General features: G+C 65.4%; 16 protein-coding genes. 11 read left to right on the top strand and 5 right to left on the bottom strand.

The features are described 5' to 3' along the window. Positions 1 to 28: 28 nt before the first annotated feature. The 8 genes from yihA to dapE all read left to right on the top strand — a co-directional run bounded on the left by yihA (position 29) and on the right by dapE (position 7,287). Entirely contained in the window at positions 29 to 682 is a 654-nt protein-coding gene (gene yihA, locus AAFG16_RS02690; RefSeq protein ID WP_283083456.1) for a ribosome biogenesis GTP-binding protein YihA/YsxC, read from the top strand. After that, positions 682 to 1,053, top strand: coding sequence for a DUF423 domain-containing protein (locus tag AAFG16_RS02685; RefSeq protein WP_342740838.1), 372 nt, complete (start codon positions 682 to 684; stop codon positions 1,051 to 1,053). The genes yihA and AAFG16_RS02685 overlap by 1 nt, the downstream gene beginning before the upstream one ends. 163 nt (positions 1,054 to 1,216) lie before the next feature. Continuing rightward, entirely contained in the window at positions 1,217 to 2,104 is an 888-nt protein-coding gene (gene argB, locus AAFG16_RS02680; RefSeq protein WP_283083455.1) for an acetylglutamate kinase, read from the top strand. Between the two features lie 179 nt (positions 2,105 to 2,283). Continuing rightward, complete coding sequence (locus AAFG16_RS02675; protein WP_342740837.1) at positions 2,284 to 3,270, top strand: DUF1036 domain-containing protein; 987 nt, start codon at positions 2,284 to 2,286, stop codon at positions 3,268 to 3,270. Positions 3,271 to 3,506: 236 nt separating this feature from the next. Further along, entirely contained in the window at positions 3,507 to 4,196 is a 690-nt protein-coding gene (locus AAFG16_RS02670; protein WP_342737076.1) for a pyrimidine 5'-nucleotidase, read from the top strand. Positions 4,197 to 4,405: 209 nt separating this feature from the next. Then, positions 4,406 to 5,251 carry a 2,3,4,5-tetrahydropyridine-2,6-dicarboxylate N-succinyltransferase gene (dapD, locus tag AAFG16_RS02665; protein ID WP_027561552.1) on the top strand — a complete coding sequence of 282 codons (846 nt, stop codon included), beginning with the start codon at positions 4,406 to 4,408 and terminating at the stop codon, positions 5,249 to 5,251. A gap of 222 nt (positions 5,252 to 5,473) precedes the next feature. Continuing rightward, entirely contained in the window at positions 5,474 to 6,124 is a 651-nt protein-coding gene (locus AAFG16_RS02660; protein ID WP_342737073.1) for a DUF805 domain-containing protein, read from the top strand. Next, entirely contained in the window at positions 6,121 to 7,287 is a 1,167-nt protein-coding gene (dapE, locus tag AAFG16_RS02655; RefSeq protein WP_342737071.1) for a succinyl-diaminopimelate desuccinylase, read from the top strand. Before AAFG16_RS02660 ends, dapE begins: the two co-directional genes overlap by 4 nt. A gap of 171 nt (positions 7,288 to 7,458) precedes the next feature. Here the strand turns inward: dapE and truA are convergent, their stop codons facing one another. The 3 genes from truA to def form a co-directional block, all read right to left on the bottom strand. Beyond that, positions 7,459 to 8,196 carry a tRNA pseudouridine(38-40) synthase TruA gene (gene truA / locus AAFG16_RS02650; protein ID WP_342737069.1) on the bottom strand — a complete coding sequence of 246 codons (738 nt, stop codon included), beginning with the start codon at positions 8,194 to 8,196 and terminating at the stop codon, positions 7,459 to 7,461. Then, positions 8,196 to 9,119 carry a methionyl-tRNA formyltransferase gene (fmt, locus tag AAFG16_RS02645; protein ID WP_342737067.1) on the bottom strand — a complete coding sequence of 308 codons (924 nt, stop codon included), beginning with the start codon at positions 9,117 to 9,119 and terminating at the stop codon, positions 8,196 to 8,198. Before fmt ends, truA begins: the two co-directional genes overlap by 1 nt. Positions 9,120 to 9,313: 194 nt before the next feature. Continuing rightward, a complete protein-coding gene (gene def, locus AAFG16_RS02640) occupies positions 9,314 to 9,841 on the bottom strand; it encodes a peptide deformylase (RefSeq protein ID WP_283083449.1) in 528 nt (175 codons plus the stop codon). A gap of 171 nt (positions 9,842 to 10,012) precedes the next feature. Between def and rmuC the strand changes: the two genes are divergently transcribed. The 3 genes from rmuC to AAFG16_RS02625 all read left to right on the top strand — a co-directional run bounded on the left by rmuC (position 10,013) and on the right by AAFG16_RS02625 (position 13,214). Then, positions 10,013 to 11,212: a DNA recombination protein RmuC gene (gene rmuC / locus AAFG16_RS02635; protein WP_342737065.1), complete on the top strand. Its 1,200-nt coding sequence runs from the start codon at positions 10,013 to 10,015 to the stop codon at positions 11,210 to 11,212. 129 nt (positions 11,213 to 11,341) lie between these two features. Beyond that, a complete protein-coding gene (locus tag AAFG16_RS02630; RefSeq protein ID WP_342737063.1) occupies positions 11,342 to 11,644 on the top strand; it encodes a GIY-YIG nuclease family protein in 303 nt (100 codons plus the stop codon). A 205-nt stretch (positions 11,645 to 11,849) separates the two neighbouring features. After that, positions 11,850 to 13,214 carry an MFS transporter gene (locus AAFG16_RS02625; RefSeq protein WP_342737061.1) on the top strand — a complete coding sequence of 455 codons (1,365 nt, stop codon included), beginning with the start codon at positions 11,850 to 11,852 and terminating at the stop codon, positions 13,212 to 13,214. 125 nt (positions 13,215 to 13,339) lie between these two features. Here the strand turns inward: AAFG16_RS02625 and AAFG16_RS02620 are convergent, their stop codons facing one another. After that, positions 13,340 to 13,777, bottom strand: a complete 438-nt coding sequence (locus tag AAFG16_RS02620) for a hypothetical protein (RefSeq protein WP_283083446.1) — start codon at positions 13,775 to 13,777, stop codon at positions 13,340 to 13,342. Between the two features lie 27 nt (positions 13,778 to 13,804). Then, positions 13,805 to 14,407 (bottom strand): recombination mediator RecR, encoded by a 603-nt coding sequence (gene recR / locus AAFG16_RS02615; RefSeq protein ID WP_027561562.1) that lies wholly within the window; start codon positions 14,405 to 14,407, stop codon positions 13,805 to 13,807. Position 14,408: the final 1 nt, after the last annotated feature.

The following is a 14,408-nucleotide window of genomic DNA, read 5'->3' as shown; positions in this document are numbered from 1 at the left end:
GGCCATGACGAGAGGATAGACCCTTCTCATGGACGAGAAGAGAGACGAGCGACTGATCGAAGCCGGACGAAAGCTGTTCGCGCGCGACTGGCAGTTCATCTGGGCCTCGCCGTCGATTCAAACGCTGCCGCCGATGGCGGGGCTGGAGATCGCCTTTGCCGGACGGTCCAATGTCGGCAAGTCCAGCCTGATCAACGCGCTCACCGGTCGCAATGCGCTGGCACGCACCTCGCATACGCCGGGCCGCACCCAGGAGTTGATCTTCTTCGAGGTCCCCGGGAAGAGCGACCTCCGCCTCGTCGACATGCCCGGCTACGGCTATGCCAAGGCGCCGAAGAGCCAGGTCGCGTCCTGGACCGAGCTGATCCACAAATTCCTGCTGGGCCGCGCCAGCCTCGCGCGCGTCTACGTGCTGATCGACGCGCGGCATGGGCTGAAGGACGTCGATCTCGAAGTCCTGAAGACGCTCGATCGCTCCGCGGTCAGCTACCAGATCGTGCTGACCAAGGCCGACCAGGTGAAGGCCTCCGAGCTGCAATCACGCATCGCCGAGACCGAGGCCGCATTGGCAAAGCATCCGGCCGCGTTCCCGAACGTGCTCGCGACCTCCTCGCGCAGCTCAACCGGCATGGCCGAGCTGCGCGCCGCGATGGCGAAGCTGCTGGAAGAGCGGGCGTCGTGATGCTGGCGCACCGCCTGCTGATTGGGCTTGCCGGTTTGATGGGCGCCGCCGGCGTCGCGCTGGCCGCCGCCTCCGCGCACGGCGCGGATGCGAGCCGGCTTGCCGCCGCCAGCGCCATGCTGCTGTTTCATGCGACTGCCATACTCGCGACCGCGGCCCTGCTCGCGCGCGGCCTTCTGCATGGCGGAATTGGGCTCATCGCCGCATTCGGTTTCGTGATCGGCGCGGCGCTGTTCGCGGGCGACCTCACCTTGCGGCAATATGCGGGACATTCGCTGTTTCCCATGGCGGCACCGACGGGCGGGACGGTGATGATTTTGGGCTGGCTCGCGGTGACGCTGGCCGCGGTGGTGGCGAAGCGCAGTCCGTAGCCCGGATGGAGCGAAGCGCAATCCGGGGTTCTTACCGCAGACACCGGCCCCGGATTTCGCTTCGCTCCATCCGGGCTACGCTCGGCATGCCAGCCACACTTTGCGCCGCGCCCGCCAATCGGATAGAACGCGCACCGACAGTCCCGCCAGCGAGATCCGCCCCATGACCGACATCTCCCCGCTCGACCAGGCCCGCATCCTGTCCGAAGCGCTGCCGCACATGCAGCAGTATGACGAGGAAACCATCGTCATCAAATATGGCGGCCATGCCATGGGCGACGAGGAGACCGCGAAGAACTTTGCCCGCGACATCGTGCTGCTGGAGCAGACCGCGATCAATCCCGTGGTCGTGCATGGCGGCGGGCCGCAGATCGCGACCATGCTCAAGCGGCTCGGCATCGTCTCGGAATTCGCCGCTGGCCTGCGCATCACCGACAAGGCCACCATCGAGATCGTCGAGATGGTGCTGGCCGGCTCGGTCAACAAGCAGATCGTCGGCTACATCAACGAGGCCGGCGGCAAGGCCGTGGGGCTGTCGGGCAAGGACGGCAACATGGTGAAGGCGTCGAAGACGACGCGCACCATCATCGATCCGGACTCGCATATCGAGAAGGCGGTCGATCTCGGCTTCGTCGGCGACCCCGGGAAGGTCGACCTCACGCTGCTCAACCAGCTGATCGGCTACGAGCTGATCCCGGTGCTGGCGCCGCTCGCGACCTCGCAGGACGGCCAGACGCTGAACATCAACGCCGACACCTTTGCCGGCGCCGTCGCGGGCGCGCTCAAGGCAAAACGCTTGCTGCTGCTCACCGACGTGCCGGGCGTGCTCGACAAGTCGAAGAAGCTGATTCCGCAATTGTCGGTGAAGGACGCGCGCAAGCTGATCGCCGACGGCACCATTTCCGGCGGCATGATCCCGAAGGTCGAGACCTGCATCTACGCGCTCGAGCAGGGCGTCGAGGGCGTCGTCATCATCGACGGCAAGATGCAGCACGCGGTGCTGCTCGAGCTCTTCACCAACCAGGGCACGGGCACGCTGATCCACAAGTGAGGAACGCAAAGACGAGAGGCGCCGTGGTGGCCGGGCAAGAGCGCGAAGCGCGTCTTCGCGAAGATGTCCCGGCCATCCACGATCTTTCTCGCGGCGAAAACGTGGATGCCCGGGTCAAGCCCGGGCATGACGAGCGGAGAGTTCAGCGCCCCCGCCGCTCCGCCCTCACCCGCTTCCTGATGACGCTGCCTGCCGCAGCCATCTCGTTCTTCTTCTCCTCCGCGCCGGCCTTCGCCGATCTCAAGATCTGCAACCGCATGTCCTATGTCGTCGAGGCTGCGATCGGCATCGACGACAAGGCGGCGACCGCGACGCGCGGCTGGTTCAGGATCGATCCCGCCGCCTGCCGCGTGGTGGTCCAGGGCACGCTGACCGCCGATCGCATTCTGCTCAACGCGCGCGCGCTGGGCATCTATGGCGCCTCCCCGATCCCGCAGAACGGCAGCGACATGCTGTGCGTGGCGCAGGACAATTTCGTCATCGCCGCCGCGCGGCAGTGCCGCAGCGGCCAGACACAGGTCCCCTTCACACAAATCACGCCGACGCGTGCCGACGACGGCAATGCCGTCGCCTATCTCGCCGAGGATTCCGAATATGACGACGAGCAGGCGCGCCTCGCCGGCATCCAGCGCCTCCTCGTGATCATCGGCTACGACGTCGGCGCCATCGACGGCGTCGATGGACCGAAGACGCAAGGGGCGCTCGCCGCATTCCTGAAGAGCCGCGGCCTGCCGTCCGACACCATATCGTCGCCGAATTTCTTCAAGACCATGGTCGATGCGACGCAGACGCCGTCTTCGAGCGGCCTGACCTGGTGCAACGACACGCCGCACAAGGTGATGGCGGCGGTCGCCACCGACGACGGCAAGTCGGTGACGAGCCGCGGCTGGTATCGCATCGATCCCAAGACCTGCCTGCACCCCGACGTGACGGGTACGCCGAAGCAGATCTTCAGCTTCGCGGAGGCGATCGACGCGGACAACCGAATCATCAAGCTGAAGGACAAGCCGCTGAACTGGGGCGGCGACAAGCAGCTCTGCACGCGCGAGACCAAGTTCGAGACCGTTGAGCAGACCGATTGTGCCGCGCGCGGATTTGCGGCAACGGGCTTTGGTGCGGTGGATATGTCGAGTGGCGGCAAGACGCTGCGCTTTGCGATGCCGTGATGGGTGCTGTGATCGAGGATCAAGGCACTGGGGCCACAAACTCCGCCGTCGTCCCCGCGAACGCGGGGACCCATAACCCCAGGGAGCAGTGTGGCGCACGATGGTAGTTGCCAGTCTTCGTCAAACCACTCCCTGGGGGTATGGGTCCCGGATCGGCGCTCACTTCGTTCGCTTGTCCGGGACGACAGCGGGAACGTGGCTACGCGTGTCCGGAACGACGAATTGAGAATGCCGATATGACATCTCCCCGCACCTTCACCCACGTCGACACCTGGGTGTTCGACCTCGACAACACGCTGTACCCGCATCACGTCAATCTGTGGCAACAGGTCGATGCCAGAATCAGCGAGTTCGTGTGCAACTGGCTGAACGTCGGCCGGGAGGAAGCGCGCAGGATTCAGAAGGATTATTATCGGCGCTTCGGCACCACGATGCGCGGCATGATGACTTTGCATGGCGTGCGCGCTGACGACTATCTCGCCTATGTGCACAAGATCGATCACTCGCCGCTGGAGCCGAATCCGCAGCTTGGCGAGGCCATCGCAAAGCTGAAGGGGCGAAAACTGATCCTGACCAACGGCTCGGTCGACCATGTCGATGCCGTGCTGGCGCGGCTCGGCCTCGCCGGCCATTTCGACGGCGTGTTCGACATCATCGCGGCGGAGTTTGAACCGAAGCCGGCGCCGCAGACCTATCGGAAATTTCTCGCCGACCATGGGGTCGATCCGACCCGGGCGGCGATGTTCGAGGACCTCGCCCGCAACCTCACCGTCCCGCACGCGCTCGGCATGACCACGGTGCTGGTGGTGCCTGACGGCACCAAGGAGGTGGTGCGCGAGGATTGGGAGCTGGAAGGCCGGGACGCCGCCCATGTCGATCACGTCACGGATGATCTGACGGGGTTTTTGGCGCGGTTGTCGCAGTGAGACCGTAGCCCCACAATGAGGGGGTCATACCCCGCGAAGGCGGGGTATCCAGTAATCGCCGCCGCCTCGTTTCATCATGACCGCCGCGGCGTACTCGATCACCCGCTTTCGCGGGTGATGACAGTGAGGCCAAGCTTGACTCCGCCCCCTCAAATCCCGAAAAAGCGCCCCAATCCCTCAAAATTCCCTGATCCGAAGAGGAAAGCCCGATGTCCCTGTCCGCCCTCGAATCCACCATCAACAGCGCTTTCGACGCGCGTGACGGCATCTCGACCTCGACCAAGGGCGAGGTCCGCGAGGCTGTGGACCAGGCGCTGGAGACGCTGGACAAGGGCGAGGCGCGGGTTGCCGAGCGCGGCGCAGACGGCAAGTGGAAGGTCAATCAATGGCTGAAGAAGGCGGTGCTGCTCTCTTTCCGCCTCAACGACATGGACGTGATTCCCGGCGGCCCTGGCAAGGCCAGCTGGTGGGACAAGGTGCCCTCGAAGTTCGAAGGCTGGGGCCCGAACCGTTTTCGCGACGCGGGCTTTCGCGCCGTGCCCGGCGCCGTGGTGCGCCGCTCGGCCTTCATCGCCAAGAACGTCGTGCTGATGCCGTCCTTCGTCAATCTCGGCGCCTATGTCGATGAGAGCACCATGGTCGACACCTGGGCCACCGTCGGCTCCTGCGCGCAGATCGGCAAGCGCGTGCACATCTCCGGCGGCGCCGGCATCGGCGGCGTGCTCGAGCCGCTGCAGGCGGAGCCCGTCATCATCGAGGACGACTGCTTCATCGGCGCGCGCTCGGAAGTCGCCGAAGGCGTGATCGTGCGCAAGGGCGCGGTGCTGGCGATGGGCGTGTTCCTGGGCGCCTCGACCAAGATCGTCGACCGCGAGACCGGCGAGGTCTTCATGGGCGAGGTGCCGGAGTATTCGGTGGTGGTGCCCGGCGCGCTGCCCGGCAAGCCGATGAAGAACGGCCAGATCGGCCCGAGCACGGCTTGCGCCGTCATCGTCAAGCGCGTCGACGAGCGCACGCGCTCGAAGACCAGCATCAACGAGCTGCTGCGGGATTGAGTTCGGCGCACACCGCTGTCGTCCCGGCGAAAGCCGGGACCCATCACCACAGGGCGTAGTTTGGCGAAGACTCATCGCTCGGTACGACTATCTTTCGCTGCCCGATAGTTTCCGCGGTATGGGTCCCGGCTTTCGCCGGGACGACACCGAAGGCCCATCGAACCCTCCCTCCCTCCATCGCGACCAATCACCGGGCGGCCACTCCCGCCCGGAGCCTCTCGCATGGACTGGACCTGGTATTTCTTTCGCTTCGACGGCCGCATCAACCGTGCCCTGCTGTGGCAGGCGCTGCTGATCGTCGTGCTGCTCGCAGGTTTGCTGGACGTGATCGGTCAGGTCATCCGGTCGCTCGAAGCGGGCACATCGATCGCCCTCAAGCTCGGCTTGGATATCAATTTCGACTTCAGCACCGACGGCCTGTTCAAGGCGATCGACCCGCGCGCCTACCGCTTGCTGCCAACCGCCGACCGTCCGACCCTGATCCTGAAGGTGCTCGGCACCTCGCTATTTTTCTGGATCCTCCTCGCGACCACGATCAAGCGGCTGCACGATCGCGACCGGAGCGGCTGGTGGCTCGTGCCCCTCTTCTTCGTTCCCCGGCTGCTGCTTCATTTCAACGAGCTGCTGCCCGACGCCTCCTGGTTCGTCCCGTTCGACCTGGCCATCGATGCGCTGTGGTTGTGGGGGTTCGTCGAATTGTTCATCGCGCCCGGCACGTCCGGCGACAACCGGTTTGGTCCGGATCCACTCGCCAAGGACGAGGACCGTCCTGCCGCGCCACCTGCACAAAGCTGGGACCAGCAGCGCGAGATCGATTTTGTCCCGCCCAGCGCTAGCCCACCCGGCGGCATGCATGTTAAGCGGAGCGCATGACCGATGCTCTCTCGATTGCCCGCGATCTCATCCGCTGCCCCTCGGTAACCCCTGAAGATGCCGGTGCGCTGGGGGTGCTTGAAAAGGCCCTCGCCGCCGCCGGCTTTACCTGCCACCGCGTGACCTTCAGCGAAGAAGGCACCCCCGATGTCGACAATCTCTATGCGCGGATCGGCACCGAAGGACCGCACATCACCTTCGCCGGCCACACCGACGTGGTGCCGCCGGGCGACGAGAGCGCCTGGAGCGTCGGCGCGTTCTCCGGCGAGGTGAAGGACGGTTTTCTGCACGGCCGCGGCGCGGTGGACATGAAGGGCGGCATCGCCTGCTCGGTCGCCGCCGTGCTGGAGCATCTCGCCGCCAATGGCGGCAAGCCGCGCGCCGACGGGACGGGCTCGATCTCGTTCCTGATCACGGGCGACGAGGAAGACGTCTCGATCAACGGCACCATCAAGCTGCTCAAATGGGCTGCCGAGCGCGGCGAAAAATTCGATCATTGCGTGCTCGGCGAGCCCTCCAATGTCGAGACGCTCGGCGACACCATCAAGGTCGGCCGACGCGGCTCGCAATCCGGCACGCTTTATGTCGACGGCGTGCAGGGCCATGTCGCCTATCCGCACCGCGCCTCCAATCCGGTGCCGGATATCTCAAGGTTGATCGTGGCGATCTCCGACGAGCCGCTCGACCATGGCAGCGCGCAATTCCAGGCCTCCAATCTCGAATTCACTTCAGTGGACGTCGGCAACAAGGCTTCCAACGTCATCCCCGGCGAGGCCCGCGCAAAATTCAACATCCGCTACAACGACAACCACACCCAGGCATCCCTGCGCGAGCTGGTCGAGGCGCGCCTCGCAAAAGCCTGCGGCAACCGCATCAAGGCCCGCATCGTCTGGGAGCCCTCGAACTCCAACGTGTTCGTCACCAAACCCGGCCCGTTCACCGATCTCGCCGTCTCCGCGATCGAGGAAGTCACGGGCCGCAAGCCGGAGCTGTCGACGAGCGGTGGGACTTCGGATGCACGCTTCATCTCGAGCTACTGCCCGGTGATCGAGTTCGGCTTGGTCGGCCAGACCATGCACCAGGTCGACGAGCGCGTGCCGGTGACGGATCTGGAGAAGCTGACGCGGGTGTATCGCGGGATTTTGCAAAGGTATTTTGGGTAGGAGCTGCCGTCTTCCGCTCCGTCGTCGCCCCTACTCCGCTGTCATCGCCCGCGAAGGCGGGCGATCCAGTATTCCAGAGACGGTAGTGATTGAGCCGAGAGGCCGCGGCGTACTGGATGCCCCGCCTTCGCGGGGCATGACACCGATAATGAGGCGAGAGCTCCCGCCTCGCTAATAATCCACCTTCATCAGATACAGCCCCTCCGGCGGGGCGACGATGCCGCAGGCGGCGCGGTTGCGCGCGGCGAGCGCCGCGGAGAGATCGTCCGCGGTCCAGCGTCCTTCGCCGACCCAGACCAGCGAGCCCACCATCGAGCGGACCTGGCTGTGCAGGAACGAGCGTGCCGACGTCACGATGGTGATCTCGCGGCCGTCGCGCAGCACGTCGAGTTGGTCGAGCGTCTTCTCCGGCGACTTGGCCTGGCACTCGGTGTCGCGGAAGGTGGTGAAATCGTGCTTGCCGAGCAGGCGCTTTGCTGCCGCATGCATCGCATCGGCATCGAGCTTGCGCGGCACGCGCCAGGCGTGACCGACATCGAGAGCGAGATTGGCGCGGGTGTTGATGACGCGATAGCGGTAGTGGCGCTTCACCGCCGAGAAGCGCGCCTCGAATGTATCAGGGACGATCTCGGCCTCGAGCACCGCGATCGGATGCGGGCGCAGATGCGCATTGAGCCCGTCACGAAACCGGCCCGGCGGAAACTGCTTCTCGACATCGACATGCGCGACCTGGCCGCGCGCATGCACGCCGGCATCGGTGCGGCCGGCGCCATGCACGCGCAGATCCGCGCCGGTCATCGCCTTCACGGCCGCTTCCAGCGCGCCCTGCACAGACGGCAGCGTCTCCTGGATCTGCCAGCCGAAGAACAGCGCGCCGTCATATTCGATGGTGAGCTTGTAGCGCGGCATCAGGAAAGCCGCATCGGCGGCTTCACAGGCACGCCGCGCAGGAAGTCCGCCGCCTGCATCCGGCCTTTGCCCTCGCGCTGCAGCTCGAGGATGCGGATGGCGCCGTCGCCGCAGGCGATGGTGAGATGATCATCGAGCACCGCACCCGGATCGCCCGCGCCCTTCGCCAGCTCGCAGCGCAGAATTTTGACGCGCGCATTCTCAAGCTCCGCCCATGCGCCGGGGAACGGCGACAGGCCATGGACGTGGCGGAGCACCGCGCGCGCCGGCTTCGTCCAGTCGATCCGCGCCTCGGCCTTGTCGATCTTGGCCGCATAGGTGACGCCGTCCTCGCTCTGCTTTTTGAGCTGCAGCCCGCCGCGTTCGAGCCCAGCCATGGCGCGCACCATCAGATCGGCGCCAAGACGGGAGAGACGATCATGCAGATCGACCGCGGTCATGTTGTCCGTGATCGGAAGCCGCTCGGCCATCGCGACGTCGCCGGTGTCGAGACCAACATCCATCTTCATCACCATCACGCCGCTCTCGGCATCGCCTGCCATGATCGCGCGGTTGATGGGAGCAGCGCCGCGCCAGCGCGGCAGCAGCGAAGCGTGCAGATTGTAGCAGCCGAGCTTCGGCGCATCGAGGATCGCCTGCGGCAGGATCATTCCGTAGGCGACGACGACGGCGGCATCGGCGTCGAAGGCGCGAAACTCATCGAGCGCCTCCTCAGTCTTCAGCGTCTTCGGCGTCAGCACGGGCACGCCGAGCTTTCGCGCCGCTTCTTCAACTGGAGTCGGCTGCAATTGCAGACCGCGCCGCCCGCCGGGTTTCGGCGCGCGGGTGTAGACGGCCAGGATCTCGTGGCCGTGCGCGACCAGCTCGAGCAGCGTCGGCACGGAGAAATCGGGCGTGCCCATGAAGATCAGACGGAGGGGCATCAACAGAACTCGCTGCGTTCCCTCCCCCCTTGCGGGGGAGGGCTAGGGAGAGGGGTGCCACACGACGCGCTCTCTCGGCTTGAGCGCGGATTGGTTCTTCGTCCCCGTTAGAACTTTTGCTGGGCTACCCCTCTCCCCCGCCCTCCCCCGCAAGGGGGGAGGGAGCGCACCGAGGGTGGGGCGGCTCCGATGACTCACTCCCCCGCGCGCTTGGCGGCTTTCTCGAACTTCTTGATGACGCGGTCGCGCTTGAGCTTCGACAGATAGTCGACGAACAGCACGCCGTTGAGATGGTCGATCTCGTGCTGGATGCAGGTGGCGTAGAGGCCTTCGGCATCCTCTTCGTGCAGCTTGCCGTCGAGATCGGTGAAGCGCACCCGCACCTTCGCAGGGCGCTCGACCTCCTCGTAATATTCGGGAATCGAGAGGCAGCCTTCCTCGTAAATGGACAGCTCCTCGGACGAGGCGATGATCTCCGGATTGATGAAGACGCGCGGCTCCGGCTTGGTCTCGCCGTCCGGGTTGGGCTTGGCGAGGTCCATGGTGATCAGCCGCAGCGGCTGCGCGACCTGGATCGCCGCAAGCCCGATGCCGGGCGCGTCGTACATGGTCTCGAACATGTCGTCGGCAAGCTTGCGGATCTCCGGCGTGACCTTCTCGATCGGCTTGGAGACCAGGCGCAGCTGCTTGTCGGGCAGAATGATGATTTCTCGTAGAGCCATGGCGGCGATTTAAGCCGCGCGCCGGATGCGGTCAATGCGGCCAGGAACCCGGTTCACGCTCCGCTCACGATAAAGCTTCAGGTTTCGTTAACCATAAAACTTAAGGGTTTCTTTACCGAAAACGTTCCCCCTTCGTTCGCGACCGGACGCGAATCGGATAGAAGGGCTGGCATGAACGAGATCATTTTCATGGCCGGCGACTGGCCGGTGCGCACCATCGATGCGCTGATCGGCTTCGGCGCGCTGGTCCTCATCCTGCTGGTTGTGATTGCGGTCGTGATCGCGCGCTCGGGACGGCGCGGCGCGGAACTCGCGATGGCCCACGCGATCCGGGCCGACGAGCTCGAGGAGCGCCTCGCCCAGGTGCTGCACGCCCAAGCTGAAGCCTCCGGCCGGGTCGATGCCATGACCCAGGCGCTGGCCGGCCGCCAGGCCGAGATGGCGCGGGCGGTCAACGAGCGGCTGGATTCGGTGACCCACCGCGTCGGCCAGTCCATGGAACATTCGACCCGCAACACCATGGAGAGCCTGCGCGCGCTGCACGAGCGGCTCGGCATCATCGACAACGCGCACAAGAACCTCACCGACCTCACCACGCAGGTGACGACCTTGCGCGATGTCCTCGCCAACAAGCAGTCGCGCGGCGCCTTCGGCCAGGCGCGGATGGAGGCGATCGTCCAGGACGGCCTTCCCAAAGGCTCCTACGAGTTCCAGTTCACGCTCTCGACCGGCAAGCGGCCCGACTGTGTCGTGTTCCTGCCCGACCAGCGTCCGCTCTGCATCGATGCAAAATTTCCGCTGGAAGCGATGACGGCGCTGCACGACGCTCGCACCGACGAGGAGCGGCGCGTCGCCACGCAGCGGCTGCGCGGCGACGTGATGAAGCATGTCAGCGACATCGCGGAAAAATATCTCGTCGCCGGCGAGACCCAGGAGATGGCGTTGATGTTCGTGCCGTCGGAATCGGTCTATGCGGAAATCCATGACGGTTTCGACGACGTGATCCAGAAGGCCTATCGCGCCCGCATCGTGCTGGTGTCGCCCTCGCTCCTGATGCTGGCGATCCAGGTGATGCAGCAGATCATGAAGGACGCGCGCATGCGCGATGCCGCCGACCAGATCCGCACCGAGGTGATCAAGCTCGGCGACGATCTGGGACGTCTCAGGGATCGCGTGCTGAAGCTGCAAAAGCATTTTGCCGACGTGAACGAGGACGTCCGCCAGGTGCTGATCTCCGCCGACAAGATCGAGAAGCGCGCCGGGCGGATCGAGGAGCTCGATTTCAGCAAGACCGACGCGCCGGAAGGCCCGCGGCTGGTGGCGACGGGCGCGGGCGAGCTGTTTCCGCGGAAGCTCCAGGCGGGGGAGTGATTCTAGGACACTGTCATGCCCCGCGAAGGCGGGGCATCCAGTACGCTGTGACGGTCGTTGTTGAACCGAGGTGCTGGTGAGTACTGGATCGTCCGCCTTCGCGGACGATGACACCGTTGAGGTGGTCACATGGGGGCACGCCACTACTATGTTTACATTCTCGCCTCCAAGATCGGCGGCACGCTCTATATTGGCATGACGAACGACCTCATCCGTCGCGTCGCTCAGCACAAGTCCAAGCTGATCGAGAGCTTCACCGAGAAGTATGATGTCGCTCGGCTCGTCTACTTCGAGCAGTTCGACGACCCCGAGAACGCGATCAAGCGCGAGAAGCGGCTGAAGAAGTGGAACAGGGCCTGGAAGGTCCGATTGATCGAGCAACACAATCCGAATTGGGATGACCTGTATCACGAGATCGCCGGGCCGCCATAAAGCTGCCATGCCCCGCCGCGCTGTCATACCCCGCGAAGGCGGGGTATCCAGTACGCCGCGGCAGTTGTGGTTGAACTGAGAAGCCGGTGGTTACTAGATCGTCCGCCTTCGCGGACGATGACACCGAGAGGGCGACGACACCTCCTTTGCCGCTGGCAGCGACGACAGCTCCCTTGTGGCCCCTAGAATCTGCTAACACCACCCGATGACCGCACCCGAGGTGACCTCCCCCGCCGCTAGCCCCGCTCCCGCGACCTCCTGGCGCGAGAGCCTGGCCGTGTACCTGCAACCGCGGGTGCTGATCGTGCTGTTCCTCGGCTTCTCCTCGGGGCTGCCGCTGGCGCTGTCGGGCTCGACGCTGCTGGTGTGGATGCGCGAGGCCGGGGTCGATCTCAAGACCATCGGACTGTTTGCGCTGGTCGGCACGCCCTACACGCTGAAATTCCTGTGGGCGCCGCTGGTGGATGCGCTCCACGTGCCGCTGTTCACCCGCACGTTCGGACGGCGGCGCGGCTGGCTGGTGTTCTCGCAATTGCTGCTGATCATCGCGATCCTGTTGCTGGCGATGACCGATCCAGCGCGCTCGCCGTTCTACGTCGCGCTCGGCGCGCTGCTGGTGGCGACGACATCGTCGACCCAGGACATCGTGGTCGACGCGTTCCGGGTCGAGAGCCTGCCCGAGAGCGAGCAGGCCGCCGGCATGGCGGCTTACGTCGCGGCCTATCGCATCGGCATGCTGGTCTCGACCGCGGGCGCGCTGTTCATCGTCTCGGGCTTCGAGGACACCGGCATTGCGCGCAGCTCGGCCTGGATGTGGGGCTATGTGGTGATGGCGGCGATGGTGCTGATCGGAACGATCACGGCGCTGGTCGCGACCGAGCCCGAGCAATCGGTGCGAGCGGAAGCCGCGACACAGGCCGAGACCGCGTTCACGCGCGTGCTGCATGCGGCGATCGGCGCCTTCTCGGAGTTCCTGTCGCGCAAGGATGCTCTTGCCGCGCTCGCCTTCGTCGTGCTGTTCAAGTTCACCGACGCGTTCTCCGGCACGATGACGGCGCCGTTCGTGATCGACCTCGGCTTCACCCGCAACGACTATGCGGCGATCGTGAAGGGCGTCGGCCTCGCCGCGACGCTGATTGGCGGCTTCGCCGGCGGTTTTGTGGCGCGGCGGTATTCGCTGGCGACGTCGCTCTGGATCGGCGGCGTGGTGCAGGCGCTGGCGAACCTGTCCTTCTCATGGCTTGCGGTGGTCGGTACCAACCAATGGGCGCTGGCGCTCGCCATCTGCGCCGAGAACTTCACCAGCGCCATCGGCACCGTGATCTTCGTCGCCTATCTCTCGGCGCTGTGCCAGAATCCGCTGCACACAGCGACGCAATACGCGCTGCTCACCGCGCTCGCGGCGGTGGGACGGACGTATCTGTCGTCCGGTGCCGGCTTCGTGGCGGAGACGACCGGCTGGGCGCTGTTCTTCGTGATCTGCGTGCTGGTGGCGATCCCGAGCCTGATGCTGCTGGCCTGGCTGCAGAAGCGCGGGCATTTCGATGCGCTGGGGCCGGTGAGGGTGTGATGCTGCCGTAGGGTGCGCAAAGCGAAGCGTGCCCACCATCGCGCCATGAATTAGAAGCAGGTGGTGGGCACGGCGCGGTGCGCCTTTGCCCACCCTACGGCACCTCGGTGTGGGGCGCGGCCGCCCTACTGCTTCCTGATCAGGCTCCACTTCGTGATCACGGCCTCGCTCATCTGGCCGGGATCGCTGGCGCAGGCGACCTCGTCGACCTTGACCGAGATCTCCTTGCCGACGAACGATTTCAGTTGTGCGGCCTGCGCGTCGCTGGAGGTGACGAGCTGGAAGGTCTCAGGTCCGGTCTCGAGATTGCAGAGCCCGTTCGGCGCCGGCAGGCGGCGCGGCTCGGAGGTGATCTGGTACATCGCGATCCGCTTGCCGGCGTTCTTGACGTCGCGCACCTTCATCGTGTTCAGCTCGCCCGAGAGCACGTCGCCATTGTTGATCGGCTTGCCGGGCTTGGACGGCGGCGGGGCCCCATCGTCCTGTTGCGCCGAGACGGCCGGGGTCACCACCGTCATCATCGTCAGGGCCAAAGCCAGCCGTTTGGCGAATCGTTTCGTCATGTCGTCCGTTCCGTGAAGTCTGGATAGCTAGAACAGGGTCCGCTGCCGCATGGCGGCCGATAGCGTACCTTCATCGAGATAATCAAGCTCGCCGCCGACCGGCACACCGTGCGCGAGTCGGGTTACTTTGACGTTGGCGTCCTGAAGCAGGTCCGTGATGTAATGCGCCGTGGTCTGGCCGTCCACCGTTGCATTCAGCGCCAGGATGATCTCGTGCACCTCGGCGGCGTGGGCCCGCGCGACCAGCGCGTCGATGGTCAGGTCCTGCGGGCCGACGCCGTCGAGCGGCGACAGGGTCGCGCCCAGCACGTGATAGCGACCCTGGGTGGCATTGGCCCGCTCCAGCGCCCAGAGATCGGCGACGTCGGCGACCACGACGATGATCGCGGGATCGCGCTTCGGATCGGTGCAGACGGTGCAGGGATTTTGCGTGTCGATGTTGCCGCAGGTCTTGCAGACCTGGACCTTGTCGAGCGCCACCTGCAAGGCCGAGGACAGCGGCATCATCAGCGCTTCGCGCTTCTTGATCAGATGCAGCGCCGCGCGCCGCGCCGAGCGCGGGCCAAGGCCCGGCAGCCGCGCGAGAAGCTGGACCAGCCGCTCGATCTCGGGACCTGCAACCGCGCCCATC

Source organism: Bradyrhizobium sp. B117 (assembly GCF_038969555.1).
Taxonomy (GTDB): Bacteria; Pseudomonadota; Alphaproteobacteria; order Rhizobiales; family Xanthobacteraceae; genus Bradyrhizobium.
The sequence above is the reverse complement of the archived record's forward strand: the minus strand, read 5'-3'. Positions and strand labels throughout refer to the sequence as shown.